Raw genomic sequence first — 13,688 nt, forward strand, 5'->3', positions numbered from 1 at the left:
GCGGGGGGGCCGGGGGGGGGGGGGGGGGGGGGGGGGGGGGGGGGGGGGGGGCCGGGGGGGGGGGGGGCCCGCCGGGGGGGGGGGGGGCCCCCCCCCCCCCCGCGCCGTCGGGCCCGGACCGCCCGTCGTCGATCGCCGACGACCGGTTCCGGGCTGATTGGACGTGAACTTCCGCTGTCGGAACGTTAGTTGAGAACAGTGCCGACGATGCGCCGATGGGCTCCTCGTCAGAGCCGCTGGAGACGGTCGACGGCCTCCTGGAGGACTTCGTCCTTCTTGCAGAAGGTGAAGCGGACCAGGCTGCGGCCCGCGTCGGGGTCGTCGTAGAAGACGGCGTTGGGGATGGCGACGACGCCGCAGCGTTCGGGGAGGGAGCGGCAGAAGTCGATGCCGTCCTTCTCGCCGAGCGGGGTGATGTCGGTGGTGATGAAGTAGGTGCCCTCGGGGGTGAAGGCGCGGAAGCCGGCCGTGCCGAGACCGTCGAGCAGCAGGTCGCGCTTGCGGAGCAGATCGGCCCGGAAGGTGTCGAAGTAGCTGTCCGGGAGGCGCAGCGCCTCGGCGACGGCGTACTGGAAGGGGCCGGCGCTGACGTAGGTGAGGTACTGCTTGGCGGTGCGGACGGCGGCGACCAGCGCGGGGGCGGCGGTGACCCAGCCGACCTTCCAGCCGGTGAAGGAGAAGGTCTTGCCGGCCGAGGAGATGGTGACGGTGCGCTCGCGCATGCCGGGGAGGGCGGCGAGCGGGTGGTGGGTGACGCCGAAGACGAGGTGTTCGTAGACCTCGTCGGTGATCACCAGCAGGTCGTGCTCGACGGCGAGGGCGGCGATGCCGGCCAGCTCCTCGGCGGTGAGGACGGTGCCGGTGGGGTTGTGCGGGGTGTTGATCAGCAGCAGCCGGGTGCGCGGGGTGATCAGGGCGCGCAGCTCGTCCAGGTCGGGGCGGAAGTGCGGGGCCCGGAGGGTGAGCGGGCGGCGGGTGGCGCCGGCCATCGCGATGCAGGCGGCGTAGGAGTCGTAGAAGGGTTCGAGGGCGATCACCTCGTCGCCGGGCTCCAGCAGGGCGAGCAGGGCGGCGGCGATGGCCTCGGTGGCACCGGCGGTGACCAGCACCTCGGTGTCCGGGTCGTACGTCAGGCCGTGGAAGCGCTGCTGGTGGTCGGCGACGGCGGTGCGCAGCTCGGGGATGCCGGGGCCGGGCGGGTACTGGTTGCCGTGGCCCTCGCGCAGGGCCCGTACGGCCGCCTCGCGGACCTCCTCGGGCCCGTCGGTGTCCGGGAAGCCCTGGCCGAGGTTGATCGAGCCGGTGGCGGTGGCCAGGGCGGACATCTCGGCGAAGATCGTCGTGCCCATCCCGGCCAGTCGGCGGTTCAGCAGCGGCCTGGTACCCATCGGTGGCTCCTCACGGTCACGGCTCGTCGTCAGGGCCATCCTGCGGCAGCCGGGGTCCGGGGACAAGGACGGCTGAGGACAAGGACGGCTGGGGGCAAGGGCGGTCGGGGACGAGGACGGCCGGGGAGCGGCCCGGGGGACGCCGCGGCCCCGGCCGCCCGGCGGGTGCCGGGCGGCCGGGGCCGCGGGGGTGGGTGCGGGGCCGGGGCCTGGATCAGGCCTCCTCGCCGCCCTTGTCCTCGCCCTCGCCGTCCTCGCCCTCGATCTCGTTCTGCAGGCCGAGGCGCTCGACGATCCACTGCTCGAAGCCGACCGCGGCCTGGGTCCAGTTCGCGGTGGTGGTGACGAAGTAGTCCAGGTTGACGCCGGTGCCGACGATCATCTGGGCCTCGCCGATCAGGCGGACCACGCCGTCCTCGTGGGTGTGGGTGTACACCTTGGGCCAGAGGGTCTCGCGGTTCCACTCGTCGATCAGGTCGAGGATCTCGCCCTTCTTCTCCAGCGGGTACGCGCGGTCGTAGAACGCGCGCACCGCGAAGAGCTCCTTCTGCTCGCCGCGGAACATGTAGTAGACGCGGAAGCCCTCCCAGGGGGCGGTGAGGTCGCCCTCCTCGTCCACGACGTGCTTGAGCTGCATCTGGTCGAGCAGCTGGGTCACCAGGGCCTGGTCCGGGACGATGATCGGCGGAGGGCCGGCCGGCCGGCCGCCCTGGCCGCCGGGCTGGCCGCCCTGGGGCGCGCCGAACGACGGGATGGACGACGGGTCGATGCTCATGGGGGTCCTCTTCCTCAGTGCACGTGGTGGCCGGCAATGAGAGGCCGCCCTTTCCACCTCCCATCCTGCCTCATTCGGGGCTCCGCTCACAGGGGCGGCGGGGGGCGCGTCGATCTTCGTCCCGGGGTACCCGGAGGGGCGGTTGCGGGGCGCCCGGAGGGGTGTGCGGCGGGGAGTCCGGAGGGGTGTGCGAGCGGTGTGCGAAGGCCACCCGGGGCCCGTCGTCACGCACGGTGGCCGGGTCCGGCCGCCCTTCCGCGGACCGGGCGCCCGCGTGAGCCAAGTCACGCGCCCGGAGCCCGGGTTCGGCTGCCGTGCGGGCCGGATGCGGTTAGCGTGCGACGGAACTGGCCTGACACAAAGTCCTTGCGTTCGAGGCGAGTTGAGGTGTTGTGAACCGAAGGGGGGAGTAGGGATGGCACCTACGGTGACCGGGGAGGGCGGCCCGCTCGGGACGTTGCTGCGGAACATCCGACTGGACCGGGGGATGACGCAGGAGCAGTTGGGGGAGGCGTCGGGGCTGAGCGTGCGGTCGATCCGCGACCTGGAGCGGGGGGTGTCCTGCCCGCGGGTGTCCACCCTGCGGCTGCTCACCCAGACCTGGAACCTGCCGGAGTCGCAGGGGGCGGAGCTGTACCGGCTGGCGCGCGCCTGGCGGGACCGCTCGCGGCGGCAGCGGGGGGCGGGGGAGTAGGGCCTGTCCGGCGGATCTTGCCGGGCGCGCGACGCCGGGCATCCCGCCTGGACGCACGCCCGAATCGCCCAAGTACGTCCAGTACGAGGCCGACTCGGGCGCACGCCCAGCCGGGCGCGAAGTGGGGGTACCTCCCGGCCGAAGGCTGGGGGAGCCGCGCGCTGATCCGCCAAGATCCGCCGGACAGGCCCTAGGCCTGGGTGCGGACGCGGCGACGGGCCGCCCCTGCGCCGAAGCGAAGGGGCGGCCCGTCGAACAGGCCGGCCGGCGGACCGGAGTGCCGCCGCTACGTCACTTCTCCAGCGGGCCCCGGCCGCGGACGGTCAGCCGGTCGTTCTCCTCGTCCCGCTCGACCAGGACGGTGTCCCCGTCGTGCACCTGGCCGGACAGGATCGCCCGGGCCAGCTGGTCGCCGATCGCGGACTGCACCAGCCGGCGCAGCGGGCGGGCGCCGTACGCCGGGTCGTACCCGGTGAGCGCCAGCCAGTCGCGGGCGGCTGCGGAGACCTCCAGGGTGAGCCGCCGCTCGCGCAGCCGCTCGCCCAGACGGGCCACCTGGAGGTCGACGATCCGGCTGAGCTCGGTGGTGCCCAGCGGTTCGAAGACCACGATGTCGTCCAGCCGGTTGAGGAACTCCGGCTTGAACGCGGCCCGGACGGTGTCCAGCACCAGCTGCTTCTTCTTGTCCTCCGGGGTGGTCGGGTCGACCAGGAACTGGCTGCCCAGGTTGGAGGTGAGGATCAGGATGGCGTTGCGGAAGTCCACCGTGCGGCCCTGGCCGTCGGTGAGCCGGCCGTCGTCCAGCACCTGGAGCAGGACGTCGAAGACCTCCGGGTGGGCCTTCTCCACCTCGTCCAGCAGCACCACGCTGTACGGGCGGCGGCGGACCGCCTCGGTGAGCTGGCCGCCCTCCTCGTAGCCGACGTACCCGGGCGGGGCGCCGACCAGCCGGGAGACCGAGTGCTTCTCGCCGTACTCGCTCATGTCGATCCGGACCATCGCCCGCTCGTCGTCGAACAGGAAGTCGGCCAGGGCCTTGGCGAGTTCGGTCTTGCCGACGCCCGTCGGGCCGAGGAACAGGAAGGAGCCGGTCGGGCGGTCCGGGTCGGCGATGCCCGAACGGGTGCGTCGCACCGCGTCCGAGACGGCCTGCACGGCCTCCGCCTGGCCGATCAGGCGCTGGCCCAACTCCTCCTCCATGCGCAGGAGTTTGGCGCTCTCGCCCTCCAGCAGCCGGCCGGCCGGGATGCCCGTCCAGGAGCCGACCACATCGGCCACGTCGTCCGGGCCGACCTCCTCCTTGACCATCGAGGCGGAGGCGTCCTGGTCCGCGGCGCGCTCCTGGGCCTCGGTGAGCTCCGTCTCGGCGGCCGGGATCTCGGCGTACATCAGCTTGGACGCCCGCTCGAAGTCCCCGTCGCGCTGGGCGCGTTCGAGCGCGCCGTGCAGGTCGTCCAGCCGCTCCTTGAGCTCGCCGACCCGGTTGAGGCTCTTCTTCTCCTGCTCCCAGCGCGCCGTCAGCACGCTCAACTGCTCGTTCTTGTCGGCGAGATCGCGCCGCAGCCGGGCCAGCCGGTCGACCGAGGCCGGGTCCGACTCCTTCTCCAGGGCGAGCTCCTCCATCCGCAACCGGTCGACGGAACGCTGGAGTTCGTCGATCTCGACCGGGGAGGAGTCGATCTCCATCCGGAGCCGGGAGGCCGCCTCGTCGACCAGGTCGATCGCCTTGTCGGGCAGGAAGCGGGAGGTGATGTAGCGGTTGGACAGGGTGGCCGCGGCGACCAGGGCGGCGTCCGAGATCTGCACCTTGTGGTGCGCCTCGTACCGGCCCTTGAGACCGCGCAGGATGGCGATCGAGTCCTCCACGCTGGGCTCGCCGACCAGCACCTGCTGGAAGCGGCGCTCCAGGGCCGGGTCCTTCTCGATCCGCTCGCGGTACTCGTCCAGCGTGGTGGCGCCGACCATCCGCAGCTCACCGCGGGCCAGCATCGGTTTGAGCATGTTGCCGGCGTCCATCGCGGAGTCACCGCCGGCGCCCGCGCCGACCATGGTGTGCAACTCGTCGATGAACGTGACGACCTGGCCGTCGGAGGCCTTGATGTCGTTCAGGACGGCCTTCAGCCGCTCCTCGAACTCGCCGCGGAACTTGGCGCCCGCGACCATCGCGCCGAGGTCCAGCGCGACCAGCCGCTTGCCGCGCAGCGACTCCGGCACGTCACCGGCCACGATGCGCTGGGCCAGGCCCTCGACCACGGCCGTCTTGCCGACGCCGGGCTCGCCGATCAGCACCGGGTTGTTCTTCGTCCGGCGGGAGAGCACCTGGACCACCCGGCGGATCTCGACGTCCCGGCCGATCACCGGGTCGAGCTTGCCGTCCCGGGCGGCCTGGGTGAGGTCGGTGCCGTACTTCTCCAGGGCCTTGTAGGTGCCCTCGGGATCGGGCGAGGTGACCTTGCCGCTGCCCCGGACGTCCTTGAAGGCGGCGAGCAGGGCCTTGGGCGTCGCGCCCTGCTGCACCAGCAGCTCGGCGACCGCCCCGCCCTCGGCGGCCAGGCCGACCATCAGGTGCTCGGTCGAGACGTACTGGTCGTCCAGGTCGTCGGCGCGCTTGCCGGCCTCGGTGAGCACGGCGATGGTGTCCCGGGCGAGCTGCGGGGCGGCGACCGTCGAACCCATCGCGCTCGGCAGTGCCGCCAGCTGGCGGCGGGCCTCGGCGTCGATCCGGGCCGTGTTCGCCCCGACCGCCTCCAGCAGGGGCCGGGCGATGCCCTCGGGCTGCTCCAGCAGGGCGATCAGGATGTGCACCGGCTTGACGTCCGGGTTGCCGACCGAGCCCGCCTGCCGGATCGCGGCGGACAGGGCGTCCTGCGTCTTGGTGGTGAACTTGCTCGCGTCCACTGCTGGGGGGTCCTCCCTCGTCGTGTTCCACTGCTGCTACCTACAGCATGCACTAAGTTGAGCGTATTCCGCTCAACTTTTTCCCGGAGCCCTTTCAGGGGCCCTTCCAGAGCCTCTTCCGGAGTCCTTCCCGGGGCCTTCCGAGGAGCCCTGCCCGGTGCGCCCGCTGCGCCCGGTACGTCCGGTCCGCCCGGTGCGCGCGCCGCGCCCGGTCTGCCGGGTCAGCCCGAGCAGCTCCCGGGCCGGCCCGCCCGGCCGCTGCCCGGCCGGCCACACCGCGCGCAGCGGCCGTCGCAGGTCCAGTTCCTCCGCCAGCGGCACCTCGACCAGCCGCCGGGTGGCCAGCTCCTCCACCACCGCCAGCTCGCTCAGGCAGACCGGCCCCGCCCCGGTCATTGCCGCCGCCTTCAGCGCCGTCGACGAGGCCAGTTCCATCCGGGGCTGGGTCGCGCCCCCGTACGGCGTCAGGGCCATCTCCAGCACCTCCCGGGTGCCCGAGCCCGGCTCGCGCAGCACCAGTGGGGTGCCCGCCAGCTCCGGCCCGGTCAGCGGGGTGCGGCGGCGCGCCCAGCGGTGGCCGGGTGCGACCACGACCACCAGCCGGTCCGCCGCCACCACCGCGCCGGCCAGTCCGGGCGGGGTGGTCGGGCCCTCGACGAAGCCGAGGTCGGCGTCCCCGGCCAGCACGTGCCCGGCGACCTCCGCCGAGTTCGCCGTCCGCAGCGTCACGGCCGTCCCCGGGCTGGCCTCGGCGAGCGCCAGCAGCCAGCCCGGCATCAGGTACTCGGCTACGGTCAGACTGGCGACCACCCGCAGCTTGGCGTCCCGCCGCCCGCGCAGCGCGTCGATCCCGGCGTCCAGGGCCTGGGCCGCCTCCACCACCTGCCGGGCCCACTCGACCACCAGCCGGCCCGCCTCGGTCGGCCGGCTGCCCCGGGGCGAGCGGTCCAGCAGCGGGACCCCGATCTGCCGCTCCATGCCCTTGATCCGGGCGCTCGCGGTCGGCTGGCTGACGCCCAGCTCGGCCGCCGCCCGGCCGACGCTGCCCAGGCGGGCCACCGCGAGCAGCAGTTCCAGGGCGCCGAGTTCGGGGACGTGCGGGGAGAGGGCCATAGGTTCAGGCTATGTCCTCATAGAAGCCGCGGCGCTACCGGAACCCGGGTCGGCGGGCGACGGTGGAACCATGTCCACCTCGGCCGATGTCCCCTTGCGCACCCGCCCCGCGGCCCCCGCCACCACCGGTGCCCGCTCCCGCCTCGACCTCGCCCAGCTCGGCCCCAACTGGTACGCCGCCGTGATGGGCACCGCGATCGTGGCCAACGGCGCCGCCGCCCTGCCGGTGCGGGTGCCCGGACTGATCGGCTTCGGCGAGCTGATGTGGGCGCTCGGCGCGACCGCCCTGGTGGTGCTGGCCGGGGCCCGGCTGGTGCACCTCACCCGGCACCGCGAGGCGGCCCGCACCCAGCTGCTGGACAACCCCGCCACCGCCGTCTTCTACGGCTGCCCGCCGATGGCGCTGCTCTCGGTCGGGCTCGGCACCCTGCTGCTCGGCTCCCGGGTGATCGGAACCGGCCCCGCCGTCGCCGTGGACGCCGTGCTGTGGGGCGTCGGCACGCTGTACGCGCTGACCGTCGCGGCCGGCATCCCGTACCTGATGATCACCCGGCACCCGGTGTCCGCCCTGGAGGCCAACCCGACCTGGCTGCTGCCCGTGGTCGCCCCGCTGGTCGCCTCCGCCTGCGGCCCGGCCCTGGTCCCGCACCTGCCCGCCGGAACGCCGCAGCAGGCGATGCTGTACGGCTGCTGGGCGCTGTTCGGGGTCGGCCTGCTGGCCACCCTGGTGCTGCTGCCGGTGGTCTTCACCGGGCTGTTCCACACCAAGCTGCCCACCCTGGTGCTCACCCCCGCGCTGTTCCTGGTGCTCGGCCCGCTCGGCCAGTCCGTCACCGCGATCCACCAACTCGCCGACGCCAGCCGCCCGGTGCTGCCCTCGCTGGCGCCCGTCCTGCTGCCGCTGGCCGAGCTGTACGGCGTCGCGGTGATCGGCGTCGCGATGCTCTGGCTGGCCGTCGCGCTCACCGCCAATCTGCGCGCCCGGCGGGCCGGGATGCCGTTCGCGATGACCTGGTGGGCGTTCACCTTCCCGGTCGGCACCTGCGTCACCGGCGCCGCCGCGCTCGCCCGGCACACCGGCTTCGGCGGCTTCACCGGACTGGCCGTCGGGCTCTACCTGCTGCTCTGCACCGCCTGGGTGCTGGCGGCGGGCGGCACCGCCACCGGGCTGCTCCGCGGCCGGCTGCTGGCGGGCTGAACCGGGGCGCCCGCCCGCTGTCGGTGCGCCCGCTCACGAGCACGTCGGCGTTGCAGGAGTGCGCACCCGCCGGGTGACGGTGCACAGCCAACCGATCGCCACCGCCCCCACCCCCCGCTGGCCTCGGGCTTTACCGGAATCCCGGCCGCCGCTCACGGCCCCGCAGCCGCACCGCCGTGCAGATAAGTGCAATTGCGCGAACCTGCACTCGGGCGGCCCTTGTCCCCCGGCCGTCACGCTGTGAGGGTGGAGGTACGCCAAGCCGCCCGGGCACCGCAGCCCGACGGCGGCGACTTGCTCTTCAGGAACTGACCACGGGTGCAACATCCCGCGCCAGTCGAACGGGGGGGAAGAGCCCCGACCGGGGTCCATGTGTGGTGATGGACTCAGGTCGGAGCCGGCGAGGCGTTGCTGCTCCGCCTCGACGGAAGCGCCAGGGCATGGCGTACCGATGGCGGCCCCCGGGACCAAGGGTGCGACGGCACCCGGACCCGGGGGTCCGCTGTCCGACCGGTACCGTGAGACGCCCGTCACCGGTACCCGCGCACCGCACGGCGCGCGCACGGTCGGAAGACGGTGGCGAAGACGGCAGCGGAGAGGCGTCCGGCAGGGAGAGAGCGACGTGGCGGCGGAACCGGCGGTCACGCCGCACCATGGGGCGCTGGAGGGCGAGGAACCGGGCGATGCCGCCCGCCAGCTCTACCTGGCGATCATCGCCGAGGGCGGCCGCATCCCGTTCGCCGACACCACCGACGCCGACCGGCCCGCCCTGCGGCAACTCCTCGACATCGGCCTGCTCCTGGTCAACCGGATGGACCGCTGCTACACCGCGGTCAGCCCGCGCTCCGTCAGCGACCGGCTCGGCGCCGAACTCCGCAGCGAGGCCACCCGGTTGCTGGTCCGCGCCGAGAACCTCCCCGGCGCGCTCGACGGGCTCACCCGCGCCTACGACGCGATGCCCCGCCCGTCCGGCCGCCCCGGCGGCGCGGTCTACGTCGAGGGCCACGTCCACATCCGCCAGCGGATCTCCCAACTGGTCTCCGACTGCCGGTCCGAGGTGCTCACCGCCCAACCCGGCCAGCGCCCCGCCGACACCCTCCAGGTCGCCCTCGCCCAGGACGTCCAACTCCTCCAGCGCGGCTGCTCGTTGCGCACCATCTACCAGCCGGTCGCGCTCGCCGAACCGGCCGCGATCGCCTACGCCGAGCAGGTCACCCAGCACGGCTCGCAGATCCGGGTCCTCGACGAACCCTTCCAGCGGCTGATCGTCTTCGACCGCAGCGTCGCCGTCATCTCCGCCAACGACGACAACAGCACCGCCGCGTTCATCAGCGACCCGGCCGCCCTCACGTTCCTGATCGGCGGCTTCGAACGCGACTGGGCCCGCGCCGACACCGCCGAAGCCGCCGCCGCCCTCGGCCAGGGCCCCGCCCGCACCGTCCCCGACCGGGTCGGCCGGCTGCTCGCCCGCGGCCTCACCCAACGCGCCGTCGCCACCCGCCTGGGGCTCAGCGAACGCACCGTCGCCGCCCACATCTCCCGCCTGCGCGACCGCTACGGCGCCCAGACCCTCTTCCAGCTCGGCTGGCTGATGCGAGGCGCCCGCGATGACCGATGAACCCGGCCCGGCCGAGCGCGCCCTCTACCTCGCGGCCGTCCGCGGCGGCGGCCGACTGCTCCCCGAGGACCTCGCCCCCGACGACCGCCCCACCGTCGCCGCCCTCGTCGCCCGCGGTCTGCTCACCCCCGCCCCCACCGGCTACACCGCGGCCAACCCGAGCGCCCTCGGTGACCGCATCGGCGCCGAACTGCGCCACCGCGCCACCCGCCTGCTGGTGCACGCCGAGCGGCTCCCCGGGGCCCTCCGGCCGCTCGCCCACGCCTACGAGGAACTCCACCGGCCGTCCGGTCCCGCCACCGCGCCCGAGGACGCCGCCGCCGTCCCGCCCTGCATCTCCGAACTCCTCGCCGGCTGCCGGGAGGAACTCCTCGCCACCCACTCCGACCCCCACCCCGCCGAGGTGCTCCGCAGGACCCTCGGCCAGGACCTCACCCTGCTCCGGCGGGGCTGCGCCCTGCGCACCCTGCACCGGCCGGCCACCCTCGACGACCCCGACGCACGGCTCCAACTCGCCCTCCGCAGCCGGCAGGGCGCGCACCTCCGGGTCCTCGACGAACCGTACGAACAGGTCCTGGTCTTCGACCGCGCCGTCGCCGTCATCCCCGCCGCCGAGGACCCCGACCGCGGCGCCGTCGTCACCGACCCCACCACCGTCGGCTACCTGGTCGCCCACTTCGAACGGGACTGGGCCCGCGCCACCCCCGCCGACCCCGACCCCGACGCACCCCACCCCACCACCGTCCGGATCGGCCGGCTGCTCGCCCGCGGCCTCACCCAACGCGCCGTCGCCCTCCGGCTCGGCCTCAGCGAACGCACCGTCGCCGCCCACATCTCCCGCCTGCGCGACCGCTACGGCGCCCGGACCCTCTTCCACCTCGGCTGGCACCTCCGCGGAGAACACCATGGCTGACCCCGAGCTGCCCGATGCCGCCGCCCGCGACCTCTACCGCGCGATCCTGGCCGGGGGCGGCCGGATCCGCGCCGCCGAGGTCCTCCCGGCGGACCGGGCGGCCCTCGATCGACTGGTCGAACTCGGGCTGCTGGTGCAGCAATCGGTGGACGACTCGTACAGCGCCGTCGACCCGCGATCGGTCGCCGAACGGATCCGTGCCGACATCCGCCGCACCGGTGCCCGGCTGCTGGCCGAGGCGGACCGGATCCCCGATCAACTCCGCGACCTCACCCTCGCCTACGACACCGCCCCCCGCCGGGAGCCCGGTCACGGTGGCACCCGGATCATCACCGGCAAGGCCGAGATCCGGCACCAAGTGGAGCAGCTCACCCAGGAGTTCCCCGGCGAGAACCTGGCCGCCCAACCCGGTGCCGCCCGTGATGCCGGTCAGCTGGCCGAGTCCCTCGTCCGCACGCGTCGCTTCCTCGAACGCGGCGGCACCATACGGTGCCTGTTCGAGCGTGATGCCCGGGCCGACGCTCCGTCGGTCTCCTACGCCGCAGCGGCGAGCCGGCTCGGCTGTGCGATCCGGGCCCTGGACGGACCGTTCAAGCGCTTCCTGGTCTTCGACCGGGCCGTCGCCGTCATCCCCGCCGATCCGGGCCTCAACAGCGCCGCCGTCGTCGACGATCCGGCGACGGTGGCGTTCATCGTCGACGCGTTCGAGCAGCTCTGGTGCCGGTCCGAGGTCGTCGACTGGGCATCCCTGGCGGACGGTCCTCCCGTGTCCGCGGTGCACGAGCAGGTCGGCCGGCTGCTCGCCAAGGGTCTGACCCAGCGGTCGATCGCGGCCCGGCTGAACCTCAGCGAGCGCACCGTCGCCGGGCACATCGCCCGCCTCCGGGAGCTGTACGACGCCGAGACACTGTTCCAACTCGGCTGGCAGATGAGGGGATCCCGCGATGGCTGACCCCGAGCTGCCCGATGCCGCCGCCCGCGAGCTCTACCGCGCGATCCTGGCCGAGGGCGGCCGGATCCGCCTCGCCGACATCCGTCCCGAGGACGAGGCTGCCGTCGGGCAGCTCGCCGGTCTGGGCCTGCTCGTCCTCCGGAGCGCCGACAGCACCTACAGCGCGGTGAACCCGCGCGCCGTCGGTGAGCGGATCGGTGCGGGGCTGCGGGAGGAGAGCGCCCGGCTGCTGGCCCGGGCCGCCGCGGTCCCCGACCTGTTGGAGGACCTGACCCAGGCGTACGACACCACGCCCCGTCGGGCCGAGCCGGTCGGCGGGGTGCGGCGGGTGGTCGGCATGGTGGAGATCCGGCACCTGATCTCCCAGCTGCTCAAGGACCACCCGCACGAGGTGCTCGCCGCCCAGCCGGGCGGGCCCCGCCCGCACGGGCACATGCGGGACACGCTCGACCACACCCACCGCTACCTCGAAGCGGGCGGGGTGATGCACACCGTCTTCGAGCCGGCGGCCTGTTCCGATCCACGGACGGTCGAGTACGCGCTGCGATCGACCCGGGCGGGGGCCCCGATCCGGCTGCTGGAGGGGCCCTTCACCAAGACCCTGATCTTCGACCGCACCGCGGCCCTGATCCCGGCCGCCGCCGACCACACGGTCGCCGCCGTGGTCGAGGACCCGGCGGTGGTCGGCTATCTGGTCGGGGTGTTCGAGCAGCAGTGGCGTCAGGCGCAGGTGGTGGACTGGGAGTCGCTGGCGGCGGCCGCGACGCCGGTGGCCCACGAGCAGGTGGGGCGCCTGCTCGCCAGGGGGCTCACGCAGCGGGCGATCGCCAGCCGGATGGGGCTGAGCGAGCGGACCGTGGCCGGTCACATCGCCCGGCTGCGTGAGGTGTACGACGCCGAGACGCTGTTCCAACTCGGCTGGCAGATGCGGGGAGCCCGGACGGGGGAGTCCGGTGGGTGAGCCCCGCTCAGCCGGTGGCGGCGCCGGTCGGCCAGTAGCCGGTGACCGCGGTCTGCTGCCGGGGGACGTTGAAGCGGTCGCCGGGGGCGGTCCAGAAGCCCTCGCGGAGGGAGAGCGCCATGCCGGCCCAGTCGAGTGCGGTCTCCACGGTGTGGTGGAGGGCCTCCTGGGACCAGGTGTCGTCGAAGACCAGCGGCAGGACGGGGGCGACCTGCTCGATGGTGGCGATCAGCGGGTTGTGGGTGATGGCCTCGTCGACGAGCAGGACGATCGGCTTCCGCAGCGCCGACGCCCAACCGAGTTCGAGACTGACCCCGGCCGAGAGCGGGGCTCCGACGTAGGCGAAGACCAGGTCCGCGGACTGCAGCGCCCGGAAGTCGGAGGGCACCCGGGGCTCGGGGGCACGACCGGCGACGGTCCAGGCGTCGCTGTGGTGCGCGCTGTACACGGCGGCACCGCTGCGGAGCAGGGTGGTGCGGAGCGTCGTCAGCCGCGTCCGGCTGGCGAGCGTCACCACGCTGTCCGCGGGGCCGGTGAGCCGCATCAGGGGCGCGGCCAGGAAGACACGTGCACGCCGACCCTCAGGGGCCTGGCTGTCGTTGTGACGCAGGTAGGGCTCGGTCATGTCGACTCCGGGGAAAGGCCGACCGGTTAGGGGTGCGATGCCGGCGGGCGCTGCGGTTGGTTGCTGCTTCGAATAGCCGAAGGCATCAGGCGAATATTTGACGGTACAGCGGCAAGTGTGGGTTTCTCGCTGCACCCTCGGGGGGCGAAATGATCGTCTATCAGCGGTCGTAGCCCCGTCCAGCGTCCTGCCCTGTCATCTGGATGACTGGCAGAGAGATGACGCTCCAAGCGATGCGGGGGAGGTGACACCGATGTGCCGTCTGCGGCATCATGTGGACGCTAGTGCTATTAGATTCAGCTCAATAGAGCTCTAGGGAGAAGGAGGGGTGGGTCCGTGTCCCGTATGTACCGACTCGTCCGCACAGTTGCGTTTTCGGTTGTCCTCGGCGCGGCTGTACTGGCTGGGGTTCAGGCCGCTGTCGGCAGCGCGCACACCGGGGTCTCGACGACGGCGGCAGTGGCCGTGAGCGACGACATCCACTGGTGAGGCGAGGTCGATCGGTCCGGTGCGGCCGACGACCGAGCTGAACGTCAGCCGGTCCGACGGCTGA

Annotated in this window: 11 protein-coding genes; 6 read left to right on the top strand and 5 right to left on the bottom strand. The window is 73.5% G+C overall.

The window, feature by feature from the left end:
- Nucleotides 1–227: 227 nt before the first annotated feature.
- A complete protein-coding gene (locus ACIP4P_RS11850) occupies nucleotides 228–1,388 on the bottom strand; it encodes a pyridoxal phosphate-dependent aminotransferase (RefSeq protein WP_350514800.1) in 1,161 nt (386 codons plus the stop codon).
- 214 nt (nucleotides 1,389–1,602) lie between these two features.
- Complete coding sequence (locus tag ACIP4P_RS11855) at nucleotides 1,603–2,163, bottom strand: YbjN domain-containing protein (protein WP_350514799.1); 561 nt, start codon at nucleotides 2,161–2,163, stop codon at nucleotides 1,603–1,605.
- Between the two features lie 415 nt (nucleotides 2,164–2,578).
- Here ACIP4P_RS11855 and ACIP4P_RS11860 point away from each other — a divergent pair, with 415 nt between their 5' ends.
- Nucleotides 2,579–2,857, top strand: a complete 279-nt coding sequence (locus ACIP4P_RS11860) for a helix-turn-helix transcriptional regulator (RefSeq protein ID WP_350514798.1) — start codon at nucleotides 2,579–2,581, stop codon at nucleotides 2,855–2,857.
- A 291-nt stretch (nucleotides 2,858–3,148) separates the two neighbouring features.
- On the opposite strand, the gene clpB is transcribed toward ACIP4P_RS11860, so the two are convergent.
- The gene (gene clpB / locus ACIP4P_RS11865; protein WP_400917048.1) at nucleotides 3,149–5,755 is read right to left on the bottom strand and encodes an ATP-dependent chaperone ClpB; all 2,607 of its coding nucleotides are present in this window, start codon (nucleotides 5,753–5,755) and stop codon (nucleotides 3,149–3,151) included.
- Between the two features lie 72 nt (nucleotides 5,756–5,827).
- Nucleotides 5,828–6,868 carry a LysR family transcriptional regulator gene (locus ACIP4P_RS11870; RefSeq protein ID WP_400917050.1) on the bottom strand — a complete coding sequence of 347 codons (1,041 nt, stop codon included), beginning with the start codon at nucleotides 6,866–6,868 and terminating at the stop codon, nucleotides 5,828–5,830.
- 70 nt (nucleotides 6,869–6,938) lie between these two features.
- Between ACIP4P_RS11870 and ACIP4P_RS11875 the strand changes: the two genes are divergently transcribed.
- From ACIP4P_RS11875 to ACIP4P_RS11895, 5 genes are all read left to right on the top strand, one after another.
- Complete coding sequence (locus ACIP4P_RS11875) at nucleotides 6,939–8,066, top strand: TDT family transporter (protein WP_400917052.1); 1,128 nt, start codon at nucleotides 6,939–6,941, stop codon at nucleotides 8,064–8,066.
- Between the two features lie 622 nt (nucleotides 8,067–8,688).
- Nucleotides 8,689–9,684 (top strand): LuxR C-terminal-related transcriptional regulator, encoded by a 996-nt coding sequence (locus ACIP4P_RS11880; protein ID WP_400917054.1) that lies wholly within the window; start codon nucleotides 8,689–8,691, stop codon nucleotides 9,682–9,684.
- Nucleotides 9,674–10,597 (top strand): LuxR family transcriptional regulator, encoded by a 924-nt coding sequence (locus tag ACIP4P_RS11885; RefSeq protein ID WP_400917055.1) that lies wholly within the window; start codon nucleotides 9,674–9,676, stop codon nucleotides 10,595–10,597. The genes ACIP4P_RS11880 and ACIP4P_RS11885 overlap by 11 nt, the downstream gene beginning before the upstream one ends.
- Nucleotides 10,590–11,549, top strand: coding sequence for a LuxR C-terminal-related transcriptional regulator (locus ACIP4P_RS11890; RefSeq protein ID WP_400917057.1), 960 nt, complete (start codon nucleotides 10,590–10,592; stop codon nucleotides 11,547–11,549). Before ACIP4P_RS11885 ends, ACIP4P_RS11890 begins: the two co-directional genes overlap by 8 nt.
- The gene (locus ACIP4P_RS11895; RefSeq protein WP_400917059.1) at nucleotides 11,542–12,510 is read left to right on the top strand and encodes a LuxR family transcriptional regulator; all 969 of its coding nucleotides are present in this window, start codon (nucleotides 11,542–11,544) and stop codon (nucleotides 12,508–12,510) included. The genes ACIP4P_RS11890 and ACIP4P_RS11895 overlap by 8 nt, the downstream gene beginning before the upstream one ends.
- A 7-nt stretch (nucleotides 12,511–12,517) precedes the next feature.
- Here the strand turns inward: ACIP4P_RS11895 and ACIP4P_RS11900 are convergent, their stop codons facing one another.
- Nucleotides 12,518–13,135, bottom strand: a complete 618-nt coding sequence (locus tag ACIP4P_RS11900; protein WP_400917061.1) for a hypothetical protein — start codon at nucleotides 13,133–13,135, stop codon at nucleotides 12,518–12,520.
- Between the last annotated feature and the right edge of the window lie 553 nt (nucleotides 13,136–13,688).

Source organism: Kitasatospora sp. NPDC089509 (genome assembly GCF_044749365.1).
GTDB lineage: Bacteria > Actinomycetota > Actinomycetes > Streptomycetales > Streptomycetaceae > Kitasatospora.

Coding starts and splice junctions, on each gene's coding strand:
- ACIP4P_RS11855 (WP_350514799.1), bottom strand. CDS start 2,163: ATGAGCATCGACCCGTCGTCCATCCCGTCGTTCGGCGCGCCCCAGGGC.
- ACIP4P_RS11895 (WP_400917059.1), top strand. CDS start 11,542: ATGGCTGACCCCGAGCTGCCCGATGCCGCCGCCCGCGAGCTCTACCGC.
- ACIP4P_RS11890 (WP_400917057.1), top strand. CDS start 10,590: ATGGCTGACCCCGAGCTGCCCGATGCCGCCGCCCGCGACCTCTACCGC.
- ACIP4P_RS11900 (WP_400917061.1), bottom strand. CDS start 13,135: ATGACCGAGCCCTACCTGCGTCACAACGACAGCCAGGCCCCTGAGGGT.
- ACIP4P_RS11870 (WP_400917050.1), bottom strand. CDS start 6,868: ATGGCCCTCTCCCCGCACGTCCCCGAACTCGGCGCCCTGGAACTGCTG.
- ACIP4P_RS11850 (WP_350514800.1), bottom strand. CDS start 1,388: ATGGGTACCAGGCCGCTGCTGAACCGCCGACTGGCCGGGATGGGCACG.
- ACIP4P_RS11885 (WP_400917055.1), top strand. CDS start 9,674: ATGACCGATGAACCCGGCCCGGCCGAGCGCGCCCTCTACCTCGCGGCC.
- ACIP4P_RS11875 (WP_400917052.1), top strand. CDS start 6,939: ATGTCCACCTCGGCCGATGTCCCCTTGCGCACCCGCCCCGCGGCCCCC.
- ACIP4P_RS11860 (WP_350514798.1), top strand. CDS start 2,579: ATGGCACCTACGGTGACCGGGGAGGGCGGCCCGCTCGGGACGTTGCTG.